Source organism: Bradyrhizobium sp. AUGA SZCCT0160 (genome assembly GCF_018130105.1).
Taxonomy (GTDB): domain Bacteria; phylum Pseudomonadota; class Alphaproteobacteria; order Rhizobiales; family Xanthobacteraceae; genus Bradyrhizobium.
Window position 1 is genome coordinate 1 of sequence record NZ_JAFCMD010000038.1, and the last position, 20,924, is coordinate 20,924.

The 20,924-nt window shown below is 61.7% G+C and carries 21 protein-coding genes; 13 read left to right on the forward strand and 8 right to left on the reverse strand.

Features of this window, described 5'->3' with window-relative positions:
* Positions 1–395: 395 nt before the first annotated feature.
* The 3 genes from JQ558_RS35325 to JQ558_RS35335 all read right to left on the reverse strand — a co-directional run bounded on the left by JQ558_RS35325 (position 396) and on the right by JQ558_RS35335 (position 2,359).
* On the reverse strand, positions 396–806 hold the full coding sequence (locus JQ558_RS35325; protein WP_212214070.1) for an ACT domain-containing protein: 411 nt from the start codon (positions 804–806) through the stop codon (positions 396–398).
* A gap of 500 nt (positions 807–1,306) precedes the next feature.
* The gene (locus JQ558_RS35330) at positions 1,307–1,978 is read right to left on the reverse strand and encodes a hypothetical protein (protein WP_212214076.1); all 672 of its coding nucleotides are present in this window, start codon (positions 1,976–1,978) and stop codon (positions 1,307–1,309) included.
* A 78-nt stretch (positions 1,979–2,056) separates the two neighbouring features.
* Entirely contained in the window at positions 2,057–2,359 is a 303-nt protein-coding gene (locus tag JQ558_RS35335; RefSeq protein ID WP_212214068.1) for a hypothetical protein, read from the reverse strand.
* Positions 2,360–3,142: 783 nt separating this feature from the next.
* Here JQ558_RS35335 and JQ558_RS35340 point away from each other — a divergent pair.
* From JQ558_RS35340 to JQ558_RS35375, 9 genes are all read left to right on the forward strand, one after another.
* A complete protein-coding gene (locus JQ558_RS35340) occupies positions 3,143–3,925 on the forward strand; it encodes an SDR family oxidoreductase (RefSeq protein WP_212214066.1) in 783 nt (260 codons plus the stop codon).
* A gap of 15 nt (positions 3,926–3,940) precedes the next feature.
* Positions 3,941–4,930, forward strand: coding sequence for an NADPH:quinone reductase (locus JQ558_RS35345; protein ID WP_212296580.1), 990 nt, complete (start codon positions 3,941–3,943; stop codon positions 4,928–4,930).
* A gap of 197 nt (positions 4,931–5,127) precedes the next feature.
* Positions 5,128–5,976, forward strand: a complete 849-nt coding sequence (locus tag JQ558_RS35350; protein WP_212296581.1) for an MBL fold metallo-hydrolase — start codon at positions 5,128–5,130, stop codon at positions 5,974–5,976.
* Positions 5,977–6,170: 194 nt separating this feature from the next.
* On the forward strand, positions 6,171–7,013 hold the full coding sequence (locus JQ558_RS35355; RefSeq protein WP_212033656.1) for a fumarylacetoacetate hydrolase family protein: 843 nt from the start codon (positions 6,171–6,173) through the stop codon (positions 7,011–7,013).
* A 142-nt stretch (positions 7,014–7,155) separates the two neighbouring features.
* Entirely contained in the window at positions 7,156–7,770 is a 615-nt protein-coding gene (locus JQ558_RS35360; protein WP_212296582.1) for a glutathione S-transferase family protein, read from the forward strand.
* An 86-nt stretch (positions 7,771–7,856) separates the two neighbouring features.
* A complete protein-coding gene (locus tag JQ558_RS35365; RefSeq protein WP_249142777.1) occupies positions 7,857–8,972 on the forward strand; it encodes a serine hydrolase domain-containing protein in 1,116 nt (371 codons plus the stop codon).
* Positions 8,969–9,838 (forward strand): MBL fold metallo-hydrolase, encoded by an 870-nt coding sequence (locus JQ558_RS35370; RefSeq protein ID WP_212214057.1) that lies wholly within the window; start codon positions 8,969–8,971, stop codon positions 9,836–9,838. The genes JQ558_RS35365 and JQ558_RS35370 overlap by 4 nt, the downstream gene beginning before the upstream one ends.
* Positions 9,835–10,218 carry an enoyl-CoA hydratase-related protein gene (locus JQ558_RS38035; protein ID WP_283814207.1) on the forward strand — a complete coding sequence of 128 codons (384 nt, stop codon included), beginning with the start codon at positions 9,835–9,837 and terminating at the stop codon, positions 10,216–10,218. The genes JQ558_RS35370 and JQ558_RS38035 overlap by 4 nt, the downstream gene beginning before the upstream one ends.
* Complete coding sequence (locus JQ558_RS35375) at positions 10,109–10,642, forward strand: enoyl-CoA hydratase-related protein (RefSeq protein WP_312015069.1); 534 nt, start codon at positions 10,109–10,111, stop codon at positions 10,640–10,642. Before JQ558_RS38035 ends, JQ558_RS35375 begins: the two co-directional genes overlap by 110 nt.
* Before the next feature lie 55 nt (positions 10,643–10,697).
* On the opposite strand, the gene JQ558_RS35380 is transcribed toward JQ558_RS35375, so the two are convergent.
* Positions 10,698–10,877, reverse strand: coding sequence for a hypothetical protein (locus JQ558_RS35380; protein WP_212214045.1), 180 nt, complete (start codon positions 10,875–10,877; stop codon positions 10,698–10,700).
* 312 nt (positions 10,878–11,189) lie between these two features.
* Here JQ558_RS35380 and JQ558_RS35385 point away from each other — a divergent pair, with 312 nt between their 5' ends.
* Positions 11,190–14,459: a VWA domain-containing protein gene (locus JQ558_RS35385; RefSeq protein ID WP_212296583.1), complete on the forward strand. Its 3,270-nt coding sequence runs from the start codon at positions 11,190–11,192 to the stop codon at positions 14,457–14,459.
* Positions 14,460–14,545: 86 nt separating this feature from the next.
* Here JQ558_RS35385 and JQ558_RS35390 read toward each other — a convergent pair whose 3' ends face one another.
* Positions 14,546–15,088, reverse strand: a complete 543-nt coding sequence (locus JQ558_RS35390; protein ID WP_212274592.1) for a methylated-DNA--[protein]-cysteine S-methyltransferase — start codon at positions 15,086–15,088, stop codon at positions 14,546–14,548.
* 180 nt (positions 15,089–15,268) lie between these two features.
* Between JQ558_RS35390 and JQ558_RS35395 the strand changes: the two genes are divergently transcribed.
* A complete protein-coding gene (locus JQ558_RS35395) occupies positions 15,269–16,081 on the forward strand; it encodes an alpha/beta fold hydrolase (protein ID WP_212296584.1) in 813 nt (270 codons plus the stop codon).
* 4 nt (positions 16,082–16,085) lie between these two features.
* A complete protein-coding gene (locus tag JQ558_RS35400; protein WP_212296585.1) occupies positions 16,086–16,898 on the forward strand; it encodes an alpha/beta fold hydrolase in 813 nt (270 codons plus the stop codon).
* A 14-nt stretch (positions 16,899–16,912) separates the two neighbouring features.
* Here the strand turns inward: JQ558_RS35400 and JQ558_RS35405 are convergent, their stop codons facing one another.
* Entirely contained in the window at positions 16,913–18,646 is a 1,734-nt protein-coding gene (locus tag JQ558_RS35405; RefSeq protein WP_212296586.1) for an adenylate/guanylate cyclase domain-containing protein, read from the reverse strand.
* A 182-nt stretch (positions 18,647–18,828) separates the two neighbouring features.
* Positions 18,829–19,284, reverse strand: coding sequence for a carboxymuconolactone decarboxylase family protein (locus tag JQ558_RS35410; protein ID WP_212274619.1), 456 nt, complete (start codon positions 19,282–19,284; stop codon positions 18,829–18,831).
* Positions 19,285–19,399: 115 nt separating this feature from the next.
* Here JQ558_RS35410 and JQ558_RS35415 point away from each other — a divergent pair, with 115 nt between their 5' ends.
* The gene (locus JQ558_RS35415) at positions 19,400–20,257 is read left to right on the forward strand and encodes a sigma-70 family RNA polymerase sigma factor (RefSeq protein WP_212274596.1); all 858 of its coding nucleotides are present in this window, start codon (positions 19,400–19,402) and stop codon (positions 20,255–20,257) included.
* A 49-nt stretch (positions 20,258–20,306) separates the two neighbouring features.
* Here the strand turns inward: JQ558_RS35415 and JQ558_RS38220 are convergent, their stop codons facing one another.
* Positions 20,307–20,921, reverse strand: coding sequence for a BrnT family toxin (locus JQ558_RS38220; protein WP_212296587.1), 615 nt, complete (start codon positions 20,919–20,921; stop codon positions 20,307–20,309).
* Between the last annotated feature and the right edge of the window lie 3 nt (positions 20,922–20,924).

Below are 20,924 nucleotides of genomic sequence, written 5' to 3' on the forward strand. Positions count from 1 at the left end.
GGTTGACTCCGTCGCTGCCGTTCAGCTCTCGCCTACCCGGCAACTTGACGCCTGCAACGGGCGCCAGGACCACACGGTTTTGCCGTACGCTTATCCACGCCGTCGTCTCAGCGTAAACCAGCGTCCACCGCAACCCGCCCAACGTCCGTGACGACGGCCGACGCCCTTCTGAGTAGGACGGGATGGCGATAGATGCGCACTGATTTGGGTCGGCTGACTACAGAAATATTTTCGATTTACGGAAATTTTCTACTTGACAAGATTTCCGTAAATCAGAACTGATTTGCCCGACGGGTTGTTTTGTCGCACGCGGATCGCGTGATTGCGCTTGCGCGCGAGCCGACGCAGTTCGAATTGCCCATCCTTGCGAGATGGCGGGTTAAAGAGAATCCGCCCTACGCAGCCGAATCCGGCTTGGACATCTCCTGCAGAAGCTGCAGCGCTTCATCGGCTCTGTGCTCGGGCACGAACAGATGATCATGGTAATAAGCCGACACGGCATTCACGCTGATGCCGGCTTCCGCGAGCCGGCCGGTGATTGCGGCCAGAAAGCCCACCGCTTCCAGCGAGGAGTGAACGGTCAGCGTGATCAGGCGCGATGCGAACTGATACGGCAAACCTGCGCTTTCGGCCTCCTCACGCCGCATCACGAGAGTGGTTCCTTCCCGTTCACGGAACAGGTGCATCGGCCTGAGCGTGGCGGGAATCTCCTTGTCTGCCGGGATGCTGCAAAACACGAAGACGCCGTCGTGCATTTCCGGCTTCATGTTCTGCAACAATGTTGCAAGATTGCGTTCGCCCGACACAGTCGTTTCCCTTTGAAGAAGCTCCCGTAGGGCGGGTTCTCTTTAACCCGCCATCTCGCACGGAGCGACGGGTTAAAGAGAACCCGCCCTACGGAGTTGGATGACTGAGGACGCATTTTAGATTATCGACGGCCTCTTTGATGTCCGCCTCCGCTTCGGAGCATCACCTTATCCAGCGCGTAGACAACACAAGAAATAGCGCCCGATTACCCCGGTACTTGGCCGCCGGTCTGGTGCTCTCAAACCCGCCGATAATCGTGGCCCCATAGCGGTCACAGACCCGCCATTCCCACTTGGTCGAGCTTCGCTTGGTAATCAACACTTCCAACACGATGCGTCCCGCCATCCCCAGTTGCGTACCATCAAGATTACCAACGGGCTTTAAGGTGTCGGTTCGCTTTTAGACTCTCAGATGCAGTTTGATGAAAATGAGTGTTTGAAACAGTGTTTGAAACACGATGGCGACACTCGGCCTTCGGCGCGACAATCACTCCTCAACGTCACAGCACGCATCCGCAGCGCGCCGATCGAGCATAGAGCAAAAGCCGGGGGTCGGCCCTGGAATGCGCCTCGCAAAAGCGGTCTATGATTTGCGTCACCGCCTCGTTGTGGTCTCGCTGCCAGTGTCCCAGCCCGTGCAGAGCGCTCTCCTGACAGGCGATCGAGTCGAGGTGAAGGATGCGCTCCATGGTACGCAGCGCGCAATTCTGGACAGTTGGCAGGTCCGGATCGCCAGCAAGAGCCAAACTCGGAAACGTATCCCACCACATATAGCAAACACAGTTTAGCGTTCCGGCAGCGGCTTCGCTTAAGTGGGATAAACTGGGAGAGCACCGTGGCTCGAACAGTTTCGTAAATAGTGAAGCTACAGACTTAACGCAGCGGACACGGTCTTCGACCGGCACATCAGTTGAACAAAGCCATCTGTTATCGCCGCTTGCGCTCGTATTCACGAGGTAGGTTAAGCCCTGTGCAATTTGGCTGTCAGCAAATCCCTGTAATGCCGGCTCGGGATCTTCAAACAGTCGAGTGAGATAGGACACGGCTTCCATAGGTGGCGGATCCCACCAATCCTGGTCCGGATCGAAGTACCAAGGCGCTTGCTGAAGGCGAACTTCGCGTCCAAATGAGTGTTCCAGCCAATCATCAAAAGTGAGTTTTTGCAGGCGCATCACGGAAGCCGCGACCAGTATATCAAGAGGCGATAATCTTGCTGCCTCTCATCGTAGAAGCTCTGAAGTCAGATCAGGTCAATCATTGCCTTCAGCCTTGACCGGCGGCTTCTGTGCGCTCTGAACGCTCTGGCTCAGCGACGCCAGCGCAGTCTTCAGCTCGTCAGAGATGGATGCGATGTCCCTGACGTCTTCGAACGCCTGAGCGACACGCTCACTCGCTGATTTCTCGAATGGTTCGAAACCTTCAGAGATGCGCGATCCTGCTCCAAGAGCTGTAAAAGCGGCCATAGGCCCGAGCAGCAGGATTGCGGTTCCGACGATGCCGATTTTACGGATGTGAAGGATTGGCGGTGGTTGCACGAGGCGATCGTTGGGCATGGTCTCTACCTCACGGCGCATAGGCTTGCATCATGCCAATGGTCGCGAACAAACGGTAGATCGGGTGCCTGCCATTAGGAGGTACTCCCAGGCGGAGGCGCTTTCTTGTCCAACCATCAGAGCGCGGTCAGCACCATGCGTCGGCAACACCCGCGCGAACTCCCCACCCCCTGGCTAACGCCAGTTCGTAGGGCGGGTTCTCTTTAACCCGCCATCTCGCTACGCAGCCATAGTTTCGGGAGATCAGTGATACAGTTTGTAGACCCATTCGATCGTCGGCAGTGACGTCCCCACAAATACGCCGATCGAGAACGCCTTTCGAATTGGTGTCCCCCAAGGAAACCATCTCGCTCCGCCCATAAAATGCTGCGGCCCAACCGAGAGCAAACACCGTCCAATCGCGCCAAGCGGTTTCCATTGCCACTGCAACGATAGCTGCGGTCACAAGGAATACGCCTAACCGGGAAAGAAGTTGCCCAATCGACTCCCGTGCAGGGCCTGACGGGGTCATTTGTTTCTGTTCCATCTTTCAGCCGGTGTGCAGTTGCAGGTAGAAGGATTACCGGATGTCGCGGGGCCTGTCATCGGGCGTGCATTCGCGCGACCCGTTGGCTCATCCGGGCTGACCATCGACCGGCTGAAGCGAGAGCAGCGAATTTAGCAGGCAATGACCGACTGATATGCATTTCGCGCAGCGACGAGCCACTTATCATGGCCGTCGCGATTGGCTACAGTGTCGCTATCGAAATCTAGAAAATCACCTGACATAACGGGAGTGAGACAGTGGATCTTGGGATCAAAGGCCGCCGCGCCATCGTATGTGCCTCCAGCAAGGGTTTGGGACGAGCCTGCGCGATGCAACTGGCCAATGAAGGCGTGCACGTCACCTTGACGGCGCGCGGCGCCGAGGCGCTGAAAAAGACCGCCGATGAAATCCGCAAAGCGCATCCCGGCGTCACGGTGACGGAAGTCGCCGGCGACATCACCACGCCCCAGGGACGCGCGGACGTGCTCAAAGCCTGTCCCGATCCGGACATTTTGATCAACAACGCCGGCGGCCCGCCGCCCGGCGATTTCCGCAACTGGACCCGCGATGACTGGATCAAGGCTGTCGACGCCAACATGCTGACCCCGATCGAACTGATCAAGGCCACCGTGGACGGCATGATGGCGCGCAAGTTCGGCCGCATCGTCAACATCACCTCCGCCGCGGTGAAATCGCCGATCGACATATTGGGCCTTTCCAACGGCGCCCGCGCCGGGCTCACCGGCTTTATCGCCGGTATCTCGCGCAAGACCGTGATCAACAACGTCACCATCAACGGCCTGTTGCCGGGTCCCTTCGACACCGACCGCCTGCGCGGCACCGCCAAGGGCGAAGCCGAGAAGCGCAAGATCGACGTCGAGCAGGTGCTGGCGGAGCGTGCCAAGCTCAATCCCGCCGGGCGCTTCGGCACCCCCGAGGAATTCGGCGAGGCCTGCGCGTTCCTGTGCAGCGCCAAGGCCGGCTTCATCACCGGCCAGAACATCCTGCTCGACGGCGGTGCGTTCCCGGGCACGCTGTAGTGTAAGGGGCGCTGGATGAAAGCGGTCTGGTACGATCGAACGGGCCCCGCGCCCGAGGTGCTGACCTATGGCGAGATGCCGACACCAGAGGCCGGCCCGGGCGAAGTCCGGGTGCGGCTGAAGGCGTCCGGCGTCAATCCCGCCGATGTCGGCCGCCGCAGCGGCAGCTATCGCGCGATGGAATATCCGCGCGTGATCCCCAACAGCGATGGCGCCGGGATCGTCGACCAGGTCGGCGAAGACGTCACGCAATTGAGGGTCGGCCAGCGCGTCTGGCTGTTCAACGGCCAGCGCAACGGCCGCGCCTTCGGCACGGCGGCGGAATACATCGCGCTTGCCGAGCATCTGGTGACGCCGCTGCCGGACAGTCTTTCCTACGCCGCCGGCGCCACGCTCGGGATTCCCGGCATGACGGCGTGGTGCTGTCTGTTCTGCGATGGTCCGATCACGGGAAAAACCGTGCTGGTCACCGGCGGCGCCGGCGCGGTCGGCCATTATGCGGTGCAGTTTGCCAAATGGGGCGGCGCAAAAGTGATCGCGACCGTCAGTTCGGAAGCGAAGGCCGAACAGGCGCGGCTGGCCGGCGCCGATCTCGTCATCAACTACCGCAATGACGACGTCATCGCCAAGGTGCTGGCCTTTACCGGGCAGCGCGGCGTCGACCGCGTGGTCGATGTCGATTTCGGCGGCAACATCGCCATCACCCTGAAATTGATGGCAATGAACTCGACCATCGCGGTCTACGCCACCAACGGCAACCGCACGCCGCTGGTGCCGATGCGAGACCTGATGGAGAAGTGCATCGCGTTGCGCGCACTGGTGCTGTTCGCGCTGCCGCCGCCGCTGCTGGCCGCAGCGCAGGCCGACATCACAAAATGGCTCACGGCGGGCAAGCGTATTCACAATGTGGCCGGGGAGTTTGCGCTCCCAGATACCGCGCAGGCGCATCTGGCGGTGGAAAAGGGCGACAAGCTCGGTACGGTCATCGTCCATTGCGCGCGGTAGCTAACTCCCTCGCCCCGCTCTTCGCGGGGTCGAGACGAGCGAAGCTCGCTCTTAGAGGGTTGGGGTGAGGGGCTCTCTCCACGAAGCTTGTGCAAGTTGGTGGACCGGTACCCCCTCACCCGCCGCGAAGACGCGCCGACCTCTCCCCGCAAGCGGGGTGAGGTAAGCAAGAAACGAAACCAGGGAGGAAGCGTCGGATGCACTGGACGATAGGCAAGGTCAAAATCACCAAGGTCGTCGAGCTCGAGACCGTCGGCAGCACCCGCTTCATCCTGCCGCTCGCGACCAACGAAGAGATCCAGAAGCTGCCCTGGCTGATCCCGCATTTCGCCAACGAAGAGGGCCGCCTCAAAATGTCGATCCATTCGCTGCTGGTGGAGACGCCATCGCGGCGGATCATCGTCGACACCGGATTGGGAAACGACAAGCAGGGCCGCAACGTACCGACCTGGAACAACCGCCAGGACCCGTTTCTCGACAGATTGACCGCGGCGGGCTTTGCGCCTGACAGCATCGACACGGTGCTTTGCACCCACCTGCATGTCGACCATGTCGGCTGGAACACCCGGCTGGTCGGCGGCCAGTGGGTGCCGACCTTTGCCAACGCCCGCTACGTGTTCGGCAAGACCGAGTTCGAGCACTGGCGCGACCACAGCGACGAGCCCGACAAAAAGGCGGTCTTCGGCGATTCCGTCAAACCGATCGCGGATGCCGGCAAGGCCGACCTCGTGGCCAGCGACGCCAGGCTTTCGGACGAGATCACCCTGATCCCGACGCCCGGCCACAGCCCGGGCCATATGAGCATCCACATCAGGTCGGACGGCCAGGAGGGGCTGCTCACCGGCGACGTCGCCCATCATCCCTGCCAGATGGCCCATCTCGACTGGTCGTCGACGGCGGATTCCGATCAGAAGCAGTCGGCGGAGACGCGGCGCGAGCTGTTCGGGCGCTTTGCCGACACGCCGACGCTGGTGATCGGCGGGCATTTCAATGCCGGCCATATCAAGCGCGAGGGGGACGCCTTCAAGTTCATCGCGCTGGGGTGAGCCGGGATAGTAGGGTGGGTGGAGCGAAGCGATACCCACCGCCTCAGGAGGCAGGAAAGCTGGTGGGTATCGCTGCGCTCCACCCACCCTACGAATTAAGAGACCTGCAATGCGGGACGCTTCCGCAGTTGAATTTCCCCGCCCGCTGTTCCATGAAGCATTCCAAGTAAATAAACCCCTGAGGGAGCAGTACAATGAAGCTTGTTCGTTACGGCGCGCTTGGCCAGGAAAAGCCCGGCCTGATCGATAAATCCGGCCAGCTGCGCGATCTTTCCGCGCATGTGAAAGATCTCAACGGCGAGGCCTATGCGCCCGCTTCGCTAGCCAAGCTTGCCGCGCTGGACCCCTCAAAACTTCCCGCCGTCGACGGCAAGCCGCGCTTCGGTGCGCCGGTCACCGGCATCTCGAAATTCGTCGCGATCGGCCTCAACTATGTCGATCACGCCAAGGAAACCGGCAATCCAATTCCGCCCGAGCCGATCTTCTTCCTGAAGGCCAACACCTCGCTGAGCGGTCCGAACGACGCGATCGAGAAGCCGCGCGAGTCCAAGAAGCTCGACTGGGAAGTCGAGATCGCCGCCATCATCGGCACCCGCGCCAAATATGTCAGCGAGGCCGACGCGCTCAACCACGTCGCCGGCTACTGCGTCTGCAACGACGTCTCCGAGCGCTACTTCCAGCAGGAGCGCGGCGGCCAATGGACCAAGGGCAAGTCGCACGACACGTTCGGCCCGGTCGGCCCGTGGCTGGTGACCAAGGATGAAATCGCCGACGTGCAGAAGCTGTCGATGTGGCTCGACGTCAACGGCAAGCGCTGCCAGACCGGCTCGACCTCGACCATGATCTTCACCATGGCGAAGTGCATCGCCTATGTCTCGACCTTCCTCACGCTGCTGCCCGGCGACATCATCACGACAGGCACGCCCCCCGGCGTCGGCGCCGGCATGAAGCCGCCGCAATTCCTCAATGTCGGCGACGTCGTCACCCTCGGCATCGAGGGCCTCGGCGAACAGCGGCAGCAAGTCATCGAGGCGTGAGGCCGGTGGCGTCGCCCTCCGGCGCCGACCACGTCATTGCGAGCGAAGCGAAGCAATCCATAGCCACAAAGCAAGAATGGATTGCTTCGTCGCTTCGCTCCCTCGCAATGACAGAGGAAAGAGTCATCGCAAGGAAAATAGAATGAAACTCAGCTTCTCTCCCGCCTCGCCATTCGCCCGCAAGGTCCGCATCGCCGCGATCGAGACCGGGCTGATCGACAAGATCGAATTCATTTCGGCGACGGTGGCGCCCGGCACAGCCAACGAGGAATATTCGAAGATCACGCCGCTGAAGAAGCTGCCGGTGCTGATCCTCGATAACGGCGACGTCATCCTGGATTCCTACGTCATCGTCGAATATCTCGACGAACTCGCCGGCGGCAACAAACTGATCCCGGCCTCCGGCCCGACGCGCTGGCAGGTCAAGTCGGATCATTCCCTGCTGCAGGGCATGCTCGATGCCATGCTGCTGTGCCGCTACGAGGGCATGGTGCGTCCGCAGGAATTGCGGTGGAAGGCTTGGTCGGACGACCACTGGAACCGGGCCTGGACCGGCATGGCGCGGTTCGAGAACAAGCCCGACGTATTGTCACGGCCGTTCGACATCGTGCAGATCGGCCTCGTCTGCGTGCTCGGCTATGCCGATTTCCGCTTCGCCGATTGCGGCTGGCGCAAGGCGTTTCCGAAGCTCGATGCGTTCCATCAGAAAATGCTGGAACGGCCGTCGGTGAAAATCTCGGCTCCCCCGCCGGCGTAACAATGGAGACGGCGGCATGCGTGAGGGCGGCAGGAAATTGCGGCGCCTCGGCATCGCCGCCGCGCTCCTGCTGTCGGCGTCCGTGACTGCGCGGGGACAGACCGGCATGGCTTGCGGAACCCACAGCCCTCGACGATGGCTGGACCATCGCCTCCCCCGAAAGCGTCGGCCTCGATGGCGCGCGGCTCTGCACCATCGCGGCGCGCCTGAAGGAAACTCAGGCCAACGTCCATGCCGTGGTCATCGTCCGCCACGGTAAGCTCGTGTTCGAACAATATTTCGCGGGCTATGACGAGCCCTGGGGCCAGGGCGGCGGCCAGCACGCGTTCGACGCTACGACCAGGCACGACATGCGCTCGGCCTCGAAGAGCGTGATCTCGCTTTTGGTCGGCATCGCGATCGACCGCAAGCTGATCGCGAGCGCGGACGAGCCCGTCGTCAAATTCTATCCGGAATATTCTGACCTGAAATCGCCGGGCTGGGACCACGTCACGCTCCGTCATCTGCTCACAATGTCGTCCGGCATGCAGTGGGACGAGAACCGCGCCTGGAATGATCCCAAGAACGACGAACCGCATTTGAGCAGCGAGGCCGACCCGATCCGCTACATCCTGTCGAAGCCGATCGTAAAGCCGCCCGACAATGTGTGGACCTATAATGGCGGCGGGACCGATCTGCTCGGCAACATCCTCGAGCGCGTTGCCGGCAAGCCGCTGCAAGCGTTCGCGCGCGAGGCACTGTTTGGGCCGATCGGCATTACCGATTTGGAATGGAAGAATTATCCCAAGAACGGGAAAGTCGCCTCCGCCGTCGGCCTGCGGATGCGGCCGCGCGATGCCGCCAGGATCGGACAGCTCGTGCTCAATCGCGGCGCCTGGGATGGCAAGACAATCGTCTCGCCGGGATGGATCGAGCAATCGGTCCGGCCACGCTTTCAGGCGATCGGCTATTTCAGCGGGCTGTTTTTCTACGGCCAGCAATGGTGGATGGGACGCTCGATCGCGCTGGAGACGGAAGTGAAGTGGATTGCCGCGATGGGCCTCGGCGGCCAGCGGCTTTTCATCGTGCCCGACCGCGATCTTGTGGTGATGACGACTTCCGGGCTTTACTGGCAACCGGGCCAGGGCAACGGGGCGCTCGACATGATGGCGAACTACATCCTTCCCGCCGTTCGCGACAGCAAGAACAAGGAAAAGCCATGAGCCTGAAATTCACCGTCGGCGATCTCACCATCCACCGCATCATCGAGCAGGAAACCACTTTCGTGCCGGCGCTGGAGATGCTGCCGGGACTGACGCCGGAAGTGCTGGCGGAAAACCGGGGCTGGATGCAGAAGGCCGGCGCACTCGACGCCGAAGACGTGCTGATCCTGTGTTTCCAGTCCTACATCGTGAAGACACCGCACCACACCATCCTGATCGACAGCTGCATCGGCAACGACAAGCCGAGGCCGCTGCGTCCGAAATGGAACATGAAGACCGACGACACGTACGCGCTCGCGCTCGCTGCGGCGGGTTTTTCAGTCGGCGATATCGATTATGTCATGTGCACGCATCTGCATGTCGACCATGTCGGCTGGAACACGCGGCTGGAAAACGGCCGCTGGGTGCCGACCTTCCCGAAGGCGCGTTACGTGTTCGGCAAGGCCGAGTTCGACTACTGGACCGAGACAAATTCAAAAACACCCGTGCCGCCGTTCGGCGACAGCGTGTTGCCGGTGGTCGAAGCCAGACAGTCTGAAATCGTGCGCGACGATTTTGCGATCGGCGACCACGCCCGCCTGCTGCCGACGCCGGGACACACCCCCGGCCATCTCGCCTTCACCTTCGGCCGCGGCAAGGACGATGCGGTATTCTCGGGCGATCTGATGCACTCGCCGCTGCAGACGCGCTATCCGGAAATGTCGGTCAAGTTCGACGTCGACCAGGCGCAGGCGGGCGTCACGCGCCGCAGTTTCCTCGAACGCTATTGCGACACCGACACGCTGTGCTGCACCGCGCATTTCCCCTCACCGTCCGTGGGGAAAATCCGCCGCGCCGGCAACGGGTTTACCTGCGAGGCGATATGACCGCGCCCATCGAAACACCCGCCTTCGAAACCCTCGCGCTGGAGCGAGTGGACGAGCACGTGACGATCGTACGGCTGAACCGGCCGGACGCCTCCAATGCGCTCAACACCCAGATGGGCCGCGATCTCGTGCGCTGTTTCGAGGATGTCGCGCTCGATCCGGCCAATCTGCGCTGCATCGTCCTGACCGGCTCCGGCGACAAGGCCTTTTGTGCGGGCGGCGACCTGAAAGAGCGCCGCGGCATGACCGACGAGCAATGGACACCAGCACGTGATCTTCGAGCGGATGGTGCGGGCGCTGATCGACTGCCCGGTCCCGATCATCGGCGCCGTCAATGGCGCGGCCTATGGTGGCGGCTGCGAGATCGCGGGTTGTTGTGATTTCCTCTACGCGGCCGAGACCGCGCGCTTTGCGCTCACGGAGGTCACGCTCGGCATCATGCCCGGCGGCGGCGGCACGCAAACCCTGCCCCGCGCGGTCGGCGAGCGCCGCGCCAAGGAATTGATATTGACCGGCAAGCCGTTTACGGCAGCGCAGGCGCGCGACTGGGGGCTTGTGAACGAAGTGTTTCCGCAAGCCGATCTATTGCCGGAAGCGCTGGCGACCGCGTCGCACATTGCCCGCAACGCGCCGATCTCGGTCCGTCAAGCAAAGCTTGCGATCCACCGCGGCCTGCAGTCATCGCTGCGCGACGGCCTCTCGCTCGAGATCGAGGCCTATAACCGGATGGTGCCGACCGAGGACCGCCGCGAAGGCGTGCTGGCGTTCAACGAGAAGCGGCCGCCGAATTTCAAGGGGCGGTAGACCAGGATCTCAAAGAGCCAGCATCGCGTCGCTTTGATCTTAGCCTGCTTTCGCTTCACCGGTACAGCATGGCGTACGCGAGCACCCCGGCTACGATCCAGAACAACAAGCCGGTAAAGACACACATGATGTCGGGAGGGCGCCGCCATCCAAACGGACCGAGCAGCCTCCTGCCAGTAGCGGCAAACAACTCTTCGAACAGCGCGCCGATTAATCCTGTGATCAGGTCAGCCATACTTTGTGGCGCCACGCTGTTTGGACAATCCGATCGTCAGCAGTCAGCGGTTGTCGATCAAACCTACCAAAACTTCGTGGATAGGCTTCTTCAAATTGTGTTGATGGCAAAGAATCCAGAACCAATCTGCCCCTCGACCCTGTTGTTCATCAGGTCGGTTGCCGCGACGCGGAGATCCGGCTCCTCCGGAGGCGGAGATGAAAAGAGAGTTGTAAGACAAATATTCGTCGCGTTGTGCGAGTGGAGCGGTTATCATGTTCGTCGTAATCGGATAGGAGCTTTGAAGCTGATTTCACAGCGAGGGCGACGGACATGTGGCTCATACTTCTCGACGCATCTGGTTCGATGGCGGATCCATTCAGCAGCACCAGCGAGTTCGCGGCCCGCACGCGGCAAAGCAAGAGCACCGTGAAGATTGATGCCGCAAAAGAATCGCTTATTCTTCACATGCGAGGATTGGGTCAGGCGACCGAAACCGCGATCTTCGTCTTCAGAGATGAAGCCGAACTAATCTACGAAGGCCTATCGTCTCAAAACAGCAAAATAGAAGCGACGCTCGCGACCGTCAAAGCCGGGGGCGGCACGGATATTGCGGCAGCGCTTACCGCTGTGAGCCGCCACGTGGATGCTCATCCCGACCAACCCCTTATCCGGGTACTATTGATTTCGGACGGCTTATCAAGCGTCGACGCAGCCGAGTCCGCGGCCGCCGAACTCAGGAAGCGACGAGTCCCAATCGACGCCATTCTCATCGATCCGAGTGAACCAGGTGAAGAACTGATCCGGCGTGTGATCGGGGGACTCGGCAGTGTTTCCGGAGTGACTTCCGTGTCCGAACTGGGCAAGGCAATTGGCGATATCGGCGAGGAGATGCGGTCCGACGTCGCGGCTGCGGCTCAAGCCCAAACCAACCTCGATACCGCGATGCAGGCAACACCGTCCGTGGCCCCAGCGGAGGATGTCAGTTTCACCGCAGCCTATCCAGGCGAGCTCGCCCAGGACAATTGGGCCTCCTTGTTGGTGTATGTACATCTGTCGGCGCTGGGAGACGAGGCTCGCAGTCGCGCTCTGGGTCTGGGCCGGCTCAAGGGGGCCGAGGTGCTTAGTCCGTCCATGCCTGGGTCAAGCCGTTTCCCACGCGGTACCACCCTCACACTCACGCCTCGGATCGAAGACTTCGTTATCAATCCACCCGCCGCAACAATCAATTGGTACGAGGACATTGAGAGCCACGAGTTTCGGATTCGTCCAGGCCGTGCAACGTCGGGGCCAATCCTCGGCGAGGTCGAAGTCGCGGTCAGGGGCCTTCCCATTGCGCGGGTACCACTGTCGATCCTCGTTCGTCCAACCTCCGACCCGCGGCCAGGCAATAGTGAATCAAAAACAAGTGTTTGCGGGCCGTTCAAGACTGTTTTCGCGTCATACGCCCGAACGAACTTGGATGTCGTCAAGGCCTGCGCCAGCGTGTATTCCGGCCTCGGCATCTACACGGTAATCGACAAGGACGCTTTGATTGCAGGACAAGCCTGGCGTCCCGCGATCCGCGCCTTGATGGCTCGCGCAGACGCGTTCCAGCTGTTTTGGTCCAACGACTCGAGCGTTTCGCGGCCTGTTCAGGACGAAATTGTGGAAGCCATCTCGCTTCAAGGCGACCGGGGGGAAGGCTTCATACGGCCAACTTATTGGATCGAGCCACCGCCCCCTTTGCCTCCGCAACTGGCTTCGCTAAACTTCACGTTTCTGGATCTCGATTGGCTGAAAAACCCATCCACGGACCTTCCGTCGCGAAGCGACCGCGACGTCCCGCTTACCGGTGCAGCTAAAATACCCGTTGCCGTTCTGCCCCTTTTGCCGGGAACCTCAATCAATGTCTGTCACGAAATCACGGCGGACACCTCCTTCGCCGTCGATTTCATCGAACAGACCACAGCGGCGCGATATTATCCGGTACCGACATTGCTTGTGGACGAATACACGGTCCGCAGTATCCGAGCGACACAAACTGTCGACTATGAACCTCTCGACCATCAGCGCCAGAAAGCCCTGCTTGATTGGTCGAGCATCATCGGCAGCATCACAGTTGCCTTCCACGTGAACACCTTCTGGGATGGCTCGGACGCGGGTGTCGCAATCGCGCAACACGCTGGACTGAACAGCACCTCATTTGAGGCCTTGCGCCGGATTTCCGAGGGACACCCGCGCTCCTGGCTTCAACCCGCCTGGGTGAGCCCTGGCAATCGCAACAAACTCAACGAGATCCTGTCCCTTCATGACGCCGCAGCGTCTGTCGTCGAGGCGGCCCTGGCTGCGGACACCGCGAGAAGCAGTACGAATCTAAAAAGCTATCTGTGGAGTTCCGAAATCTGGATGGATTGGCAAGCCGAACTCGAGCCAATGGGGTTGAAGTTTTCGTTCCAATATCTGGATGCCAGCGGCGTTGCGTTCCGCAACGCCCTTCTTAAACTATGGAGGTTCATAGAGCCGGTTTTGGTCGGCTGTACGGATCGCCTCGAACCTCCAGCCCTACCCAGCCGTTTCCAGTCTGCCGTCCACATCGCCGACGCAATAATCCACGCGCTAAAGGGGCAGTTTGCAACAACGATCGATTTTATCTTGCGCGAGCTGGACGCAGGCGTGGGATGGCGCTCCGCTCACGCAGAGTTGCTGAACCTCGATTTGCCGGGTGTTGAGCCGGAGCAAAAATTCTTCGCATTCGCAGACGTCTTCTTCGGTGCAATAACTACGGTGTTGAAACAGCGAATCCGAGAGGCCGGGGATGAAACCGTTCAGGTCGGCTATACCATTCCAATGCCGGCATGGCGGCGAATAGAGGCCCTGGGCCTGCGCAACAACCTAACCGCCTCGGAAACCGAATCTTACGACATGGAGGGTGGCAAAGATGCCAAGCTCAACGGTCCGATCAGTGGTTTCATCGAATTGCTAAACGTTGCATGGGCCCGGGCAAGAGCCATTCTCAGCGGTCGAATCCGGGTCGATCGCTTCATCGCGAGCGACGTGCCGACCTACGGCATTTTTGCTCCAGCCAAGGTTGCAAAGGTTGACGCAGACTTGCAAGCCAGGATGCTGGAATGGGGCTTACGCAGCGAACTGATGTTACCAAACACCGACCGCGTTCTGCTTTGCGGCAATGCGCTCGACGATTTTCGTGCTACGCTCACGAAGCACCAAAAACAGAACGTCGCCCGACTGTTTCTTCGCAGCATTCTCGTCCACGAACACTTCCATGCGTTCCTGGAGACCGCGCCCATGAGCAATGGGAAGCCGCCTCCCGGACCGAATTTTCTGGAGCAATGGAATGCCGCGAAGCCCGTTAACGAAGCTCTCGCTGCCTGGATGCAGGTCCACATGGCCCGCGACAATCAGCCGTTGTCCTCAATGATCGGGCAGTACGTCAGCGCCGGCTCCTATCCTGAATGGCCCTATGCCGGAGCAGAGACAATCGAAACCGTCTACCAGAAGGATGGAATTGAGGAGATTAGAAACCTCATAGGCAAGCTGAGGACTGATCCACCATTGGCGATTGCATGGATGGAGAAGCACGCAAAGCAGCGCCTTAATTGAGGTCGCTGTACGCAGCAACTTTCGGCGTGGCCCCCGAGTCACCCCGAGCACCGGGCACTGCCCAAGAGCGACGCTAACAGCGATTCTCAATCGAACAGGTTTGGCGTGTGGTTCACGACAGCGCCTTCGATCGCCAGCATTTTGAGTTTTGTCACCACGCCGCCATTGGCGGAAAAGCCGCCCGGCTTGTTGCCCGCCGCCAGCACGCGGTGACAGGGCACCACGATCGGACAGGGGTTGCGGCCGAGCGCCTGGCCGACGTCGCGCGACAGTTCGACGCCGCCGAGCTTTTTCGCGATATCGCCATAGGTCATGGTCTTGCCTGGCGGAATGGTGCGCGCGATGTCGTAGACGCCGCGGTTGAATTCGGGCACGCCGTCGAGATCGAGCACGACATCCGCCAGGTCGTTCGGCTTGCCGGCCAACAGCTCGACAATCCCCTCGATGGCGGACTGCACCTTGGCTGGCGGCTGCGCCTCGTCGATGTCGCCATGGCGCTGCTGCAGGCGGGTGCGGGTCTTCTTCTCGTCGCCCATCGGCAGTTGCACCGACACAATGCCGCGCTCGCCCCACACGATGCCGCAGCGGCCGATCGGGGTGTCGAATATCGCAAATTGCTGTTCGGTCATGATCTCGCTCCAGATCCTCTCGCTCCGATAGTTTGAGCTTGATGCTGGTCCCAAATCTAGGCTTGGAGATTGTTGCTATCCACCCGAAACCTGAGGGAACTTGACGGCATAAACAACTTCCGATGATGTGGGATATTCACCGCGCCATTCAATGGCCCCGCCCCGCACACCGAGCCCCGTATGCAGACCCTCCCCGTCAACGGCTTCGACATGGCCTATCTCGAGGCCGGTGAGGGCCCGCCGCTGGTGTGCGTGCACGGCTCGCTGTGCGACTTCCGGATCTGGTCGTCGGTGATGGGGCTGCTGTCGAAAAAACACCGCGTGATCGCGCCGTCGTTGCGGCACTTCTTCCCGGATCATTGGGACGGAATCGGCGATACCTATTCGATCGCGCAGCATGTCGATGACGTGATCGGCTTCATCGAGCAACTGAACCTCGGACCGGTCGATCTGATGGGCCACTCCCGCGGCGGGCACATCGCGTTTCGCGTCGCCCAGCGCCGGCCGGACCTGTTGCGCAAACTGATCCTGGCCGAGCCCGGCGGCGAACTCGACGCCTCGCTCGATCCCGCCTACAAGCCCGGCCCCTCCCCAATCGCGGCCCGGATTGCGGCCTCCGCGGAAGTCATCGCCAGGGGGGATATCGATGGCGGGCTTGCCATCTTCATCGACGCGCTGGAAGGCCCCGGCGCCTGGAAGCGCCTGCCGGCAACGCCAAAGCAATTGCTGCGCGACAACGCCACCACGCTGATCGGCCAGATGCGCGACGCGCGCCCGCCCTTCTCCAGGGCGGATGCCGAAGCGATCAAGACGCCGACGATGTTCATCGGCGGCGCCAACACCCGGGGCGCGATTCCGCTGGTGCTGCGCGCGCTCGCCGCGAACGTTGCGGGGTCGCGCACCGAGATGATCCCCCGCACCACGCATCCGATGTTCGAACAGGCGCCACAGAAATATTGCGAGATCGTGCTCGCGTTCCTGGCAGAGGCTTGATCCCATGCAGACGCTTCCCGTCAACGGCTATGACATCGCCTATCTCGACGTCGGAAAGGGCCGGCCGCTCGTCTGCGTCCACGGCACGCTCGGCGATTTCCGCACCTGGTATCCGGTGCTCGGGCCGCTGTCGAAAAAACACCGCGTGATCTCGCTCAGCCTGCGGCACTTCTTCCCGGAGCACTGGGACGGCGTCGGCAGCGACTATCTGATGGCGCAGCACGTCTCCGACGTCATCGGCTTCATCGAGCAACTGAAACTCGGTCCCGTTGACCTGATGGGACATTCCCGCGGCGGACATATCGCCTTTCGCGTCGCCGAGCAGCGGCCGGATCTATTGTGCAAGCTGGTGCTGGCCGAGCCCGGTGGCGACCTCGACGCCACGCTTAGTTCAGCCGGTGCGGGTCCCGGTTCGTCGGCGATTGCGGCGCGGATTCCGGCCGCGGTGGAGAAAGTCAAAAGCGGCGATATCGACGGCGCGCTTGACCTGATCGTCGACATGATCGATGGCGAGGGCACCTGGAAGCGGCTGCCGGCTGCGCCCAAACAGCAGCTCCGCGACAATGCGTTCACGCTGATCGGCCAGGTCGGCGAGAGGCGCCGGCCGTTTTCACGCAGCGAAGCGGAATCGATTGGGATGCCGACCTTGCTGATCGGCGGCGGCGACACCCAGGGCTCGCTGGCGCAGATCTGGCGCGTGCTGGCGCAGCATATTCCGGGCGCCAAAACCGCCGTGATCCCCGGCGCCCGCCACTGGATCTTCGATCAGGCGCCGCAGGAATACTCCGAGGCTGTGATGGAGTTCCTGGCGGCGTGAGCGCTGCCAGTTGATCACTTTTCATCGAGACGCCATCCGCCGTCCCAATCGGCGGCCGGCGGGCTGGCCTGAAGTTCACCGATGCGTTTGATGAATACCCCGGACGGACCGTCGGCGGGGACCGCTTCGAGCCCGGCGCTGAAGGCGTGGCGCGCGTCGTCCCAACGGCGCTCGCGATAGGCGGCGAGCCCTTTCGAATAGCTGTCCAGCAGCGACACCTGCTCTGGCGTGAGTTCGTCCTCGCGCCCGATGATCTCGAACACCGTCTCCGGCTGGCTCTGGCCGACCACGACCAGGCGGTCGATCTCGCGAAACGCCAATCCGTCACCGGCTGCTGCGATGGTCGGCGCCGAGACCAGGCAATGGCTGCCATAGGCCTTGTTGGCGCCCTCCAGCCGCGACGCCAGATTCACCGCGTCGCCCATGACCGTGTAGCTCATCATGAATTCCGAACCGATACTGCCGACCAGCACCTCGCCGGTCGCAACGCCGATACGGACGTCGCAGTCGCTCGGCACCGTGCGCACACCGAGCAATTCGGGAAGCTCCGTCCGCAACGCCGTACCGCGGCGGGCCATATCGATCGCGGCGAGGCAGGCAAGCCGCGCCTGTTCGCCGTCTTCGTTGAATGGTGGACCCCAATAGGCCATGATCGCGTCGCCGATATATTTATCGATGATGCCGTGATGGTTGCGGATCGGCCCCGACATCGTCGACAGATAATGGTTCATCACCTTGACCAGCCCCTGCGGCGTCATGCCCGTGCTGAGGCTGGTGAATCCCTTCATGTCGCAGAACAGCACCGTCATCACGCGGCGCTCGCCGTCGGTTGCGGTCTGCGCCTGCCGGTCGATCAACCCCGCGACAACGCGCGGGTCGATATAGCGGCCGAAGGTTTCGCGCATCTTCTCCTTGTGGCGCAATTGTTCGACCATGTTGTTGAACGCGGACGTGAGCTGGCCGATCTCGTCGCGCGTGGTGACATCGATCGATCCATCGAGACGGCCGGCCTCGACGGCGCGGGTGCCCTCCAGCAACCGCCGCACGGGCCGGGTAATCCCGGTGCTGATGAAGATCGCGAACATCAATCCCAGTATAGCTGCAAGCCCGGTCAGGATCGCGGAGATCACGATCGTCTTTTGCTGGTCGCGCATCGTCACCACGGCATCGCTGCGAACTTGCGTCAGCATGTCCTTCCTGATGTCCTCGACCTTCTGATTGAACTCGTCGCGCAGCTGATCGGCCCGTGCCACGATGGCCTGGGCCTCGGTGAATTTGCGTGCCTCCAGCAGCGGCAGCAGGCGCAGATATTCCTCCCGCATGTAGCGGCGCAGATCGCCGTTGGCATTTTCGATGCGAGTGTCGATCCGGCCAAGTCCGGCGTTGTCGGAAGCCGTGGAGGTATCTTCGATGATAGCGTTGATCAGCTTGCGCGCGGCCTTCGCCTCCTCGTCAATATCCTGTCCTTTCGCCTCATAGGTCTTCTGGCGCTCGGCAAAGCCGGCCTCATCCGGCGGCGTCTGCATCCGGGCGATCACCATGCGGCGCAACGCCAGCGCCTGCTCCAGCGAGCGGACATTCATCCGCGCCAGATGTCCGTAGGCCTCGACATATTTGGTTGAGAGTTCGTCGAGCTGATGGGCGACCTTTCGCGTCATCACTGTCGACAAAACCGATGTGATCGCCATCAGGACGATCAGCCCGACCGCGATGGCAAGGATTCGCTTCCTGATCGACGGTCGCAACATGGCTCGGGGCTCTGACATAACGGGCACCGGAATGGATGACTGAGGCAAACGAAAAAGCCCGGCCGATCGGGATCGGCCAAGCTTGTTCTTTAGCTTGCGCAGGTAAATTAAGCACGAGCGGGCGCACTGGAATTGAGGCCAATGTCCGGGGATTCCGGGCCGGCCCCCGGCGTAACCGCCCCTCAGACCTTCCAGACACCCACGGGCTGGCGCACGGCGACGTTGAGCCTGTTCCAGACATTGATGTTGGCGATCGCCAGGACCAGCGCTGCAAGCTCCTGCTCGTCGAAATGCTTGTCGGCCTCATTCCAGATCGCATCCGGCACCGGATCGGCGCGGTCGCTGATGCGGGTCAGCGCTTCCGTCAGCGCCAATGCGGCCCGCTCGCCTTCCGTGAAGTAAGGCGTGTCGTGCCAGGCCGCGACCGCGAACAGCCGCTCATCGGTCTCGCCGGCTTTCTTGGCGATCTTGGGGTGCATGTCGACGCAAACGCTGCAGCCGTTGATCTGGCTGGCGCGCAGATGCACCAGCTCGAGCAGCTTTTCCGGCAAGCTGTTCTTGGTCAGTTCGCCGAGCGAGTGCAGCGCCTTCATGGCGTCGGGAACGACCATGACTGGGTGGTTCATTCGAGCCTGCATCATTTCTCTCTCCATCCGTTGGTTAGGTTTTGACGTGACCGCGCCGATTTTCTGTCACACCGGCGGGGTTTCGTTCGTCATAGCCATGACGAGACACGACATGGGAATGTGACCGATGGACGAGAAAAAGTTTCTGGCTGAGAAATTCGAGGCCAACCGGGCCCATCTGAGGGCGGTGGCCTACCGCATGCTGGGATCGACCGCCGAGGTCGACGATGCCGTGCAGGAGACCTGGTTGCGCCTTGGCCGTACCGATACCGGTGCGGTCGAAAACCTCGGCGGCTGGCTCACCACGGTGGTCGCCCGCGTCTGCCTCGACATGCTGCGGTCGCGCAAATCGCGGCGCGAGGAACCGATGGGCCCGGATGTGGCGGAACCCATCGCCCACGACGAACACGAGGGCGATGCTGATATGGCCGATTCCGTCGGCGCGGCGCTGCTCGTGGTGCTGGAGACGCTGGCGCCGGCCGAACGGCTGGCCTTCGTGCTGCACGACATGTTCGCCGTTCCCTTTGAGGAGATCGCGCCGATCGTCGGCCGCACGCCCGCCGCAGCGAGGCAACTCGCCAGCCGCGCCCGCCGCCGGGTGCAGGGCACCCCGCCCGCGCCGGACGCCGATTTCAGCCGGCAGAAACAGATCGTCGATGCATTCCTGGCGGCCTCGCGCGGCGGTGACTTCGAAGGGCTGCTCGCGGTGCTGGATCCTGACGTGGTGTTCCGTGCCGACCAGGCCGCCCAGCGGCTGGGTTCGCTGCCGGAAATCCGCGGTGCTGCGGCGGTGGCCGAAACCTTCAAGGGCCGTGCCCAGGCCGCAAGGCCTGCGCTGGTCGATGGTGCGCTCGGGGTCGCCGTCGTCCTCGGCGGCGAAATGCGCATCGTGCTGCGGCTGACCATCAGCGGCGAGCGGATATCGGCGGTGGACGCGGTGGCGGACGCGGAAGCGATCGGCACGTTCGATGTGGAGGTGCTCTAAGTCCGAGCGCAACTACCGGAAGGAGCGGTTCGGACCTGCGCCACCCCTTCTACGCTATTCCTTCTGCCAGCAACCGGCGCATGACCTCCGGGTCACGTTCGATTGCCAACAACAGCGCCCGGGCCGGTGCATCCGGCGTGCTTCGACGCTGCTCCCAATCGCGCAGCGTGGTGATCGGAAGGTGGAAGGCCTCAGCAAATTGCATCTGCGTCATGCCGAGGCGTTGTCGAAGCACCTTTACGCGCGACACCCGGCGCATCCCGGACAGTTGCTCTGGCGTGAGCGGCTGGGCGTCGGGATCGGACAGTGCAGCGGCCACGACTTCCTCATCGGTCACGGCATCGAGTCGCGTCCAATCGGTATCGCTCCGAGGCGATGTGCTACCAGGCTTCGTGGTCACCCGCGTAGTACCGGTCTTGTTCATGTCGTGTGGCTTTCGGGCCGATATAATTCTGCAGCTATCTTCGCCACGCAGTGTGATCACAAACAGGACGTTGCTACGAGCCATTCCGATGACCTGAACTCGCTCCTCTTCGTATACGAACCGGGTGTCGACTTCTTCCAAACGGTTCGCATCTTCGAGGGCAGCAATCGCATCCGCAAAGTCCACGCCGTGCTTGCGAAGGTTCTCAGCGGCTTTGCCATTGTCCCATTCATACTGCACACA

What these genes read in the sequence shown, in the direction of transcription:
- JQ558_RS35330 (WP_212214076.1), bottom strand. Translation starts at nt 1,978, where the DNA reads ATGCGCCTGCAAAAACTCACTTTTGATGATTGGCTGGAACACTCATTT.
- JQ558_RS35335 (WP_212214068.1), bottom strand. Translation starts at nt 2,359, where the DNA reads ATGCCCAACGATCGCCTCGTGCAACCACCGCCAATCCTTCACATCCGT.
- JQ558_RS35345 (WP_212296580.1), top strand. Translation starts at nt 3,941, where the DNA reads ATGAAAGCGGTCTGGTACGATCGAACGGGCCCCGCGCCCGAGGTGCTG.
- JQ558_RS35350 (WP_212296581.1), top strand. Translation starts at nt 5,128, where the DNA reads ATGCACTGGACGATAGGCAAGGTCAAAATCACCAAGGTCGTCGAGCTC.
- JQ558_RS35355 (WP_212033656.1), top strand. Translation starts at nt 6,171, where the DNA reads ATGAAGCTTGTTCGTTACGGCGCGCTTGGCCAGGAAAAGCCCGGCCTG.
- JQ558_RS35360 (WP_212296582.1), top strand. Translation starts at nt 7,156, where the DNA reads ATGAAACTCAGCTTCTCTCCCGCCTCGCCATTCGCCCGCAAGGTCCGC.
- JQ558_RS35370 (WP_212214057.1), top strand. Translation starts at nt 8,969, where the DNA reads ATGAGCCTGAAATTCACCGTCGGCGATCTCACCATCCACCGCATCATC.
- JQ558_RS38035 (WP_283814207.1), top strand. Translation starts at nt 9,835, where the DNA reads ATGACCGCGCCCATCGAAACACCCGCCTTCGAAACCCTCGCGCTGGAG.
- JQ558_RS35380 (WP_212214045.1), bottom strand. Translation starts at nt 10,877, where the DNA reads ATGGCTGACCTGATCACAGGATTAATCGGCGCGCTGTTCGAAGAGTTG.
- JQ558_RS35385 (WP_212296583.1), top strand. Translation starts at nt 11,190, where the DNA reads ATGTGGCTCATACTTCTCGACGCATCTGGTTCGATGGCGGATCCATTC.
- JQ558_RS35390 (WP_212274592.1), bottom strand. Translation starts at nt 15,088, where the DNA reads ATGACCGAACAGCAATTTGCGATATTCGACACCCCGATCGGCCGCTGC.
- JQ558_RS35395 (WP_212296584.1), top strand. Translation starts at nt 15,269, where the DNA reads ATGCAGACCCTCCCCGTCAACGGCTTCGACATGGCCTATCTCGAGGCC.
- JQ558_RS35400 (WP_212296585.1), top strand. Translation starts at nt 16,086, where the DNA reads ATGCAGACGCTTCCCGTCAACGGCTATGACATCGCCTATCTCGACGTC.
- JQ558_RS35405 (WP_212296586.1), bottom strand. Translation starts at nt 18,646, where the DNA reads ATGTTGCGACCGTCGATCAGGAAGCGAATCCTTGCCATCGCGGTCGGG.
- JQ558_RS35410 (WP_212274619.1), bottom strand. Translation starts at nt 19,284, where the DNA reads ATGCAGGCTCGAATGAACCACCCAGTCATGGTCGTTCCCGACGCCATG.
- JQ558_RS35415 (WP_212274596.1), top strand. Translation starts at nt 19,400, where the DNA reads ATGGACGAGAAAAAGTTTCTGGCTGAGAAATTCGAGGCCAACCGGGCC.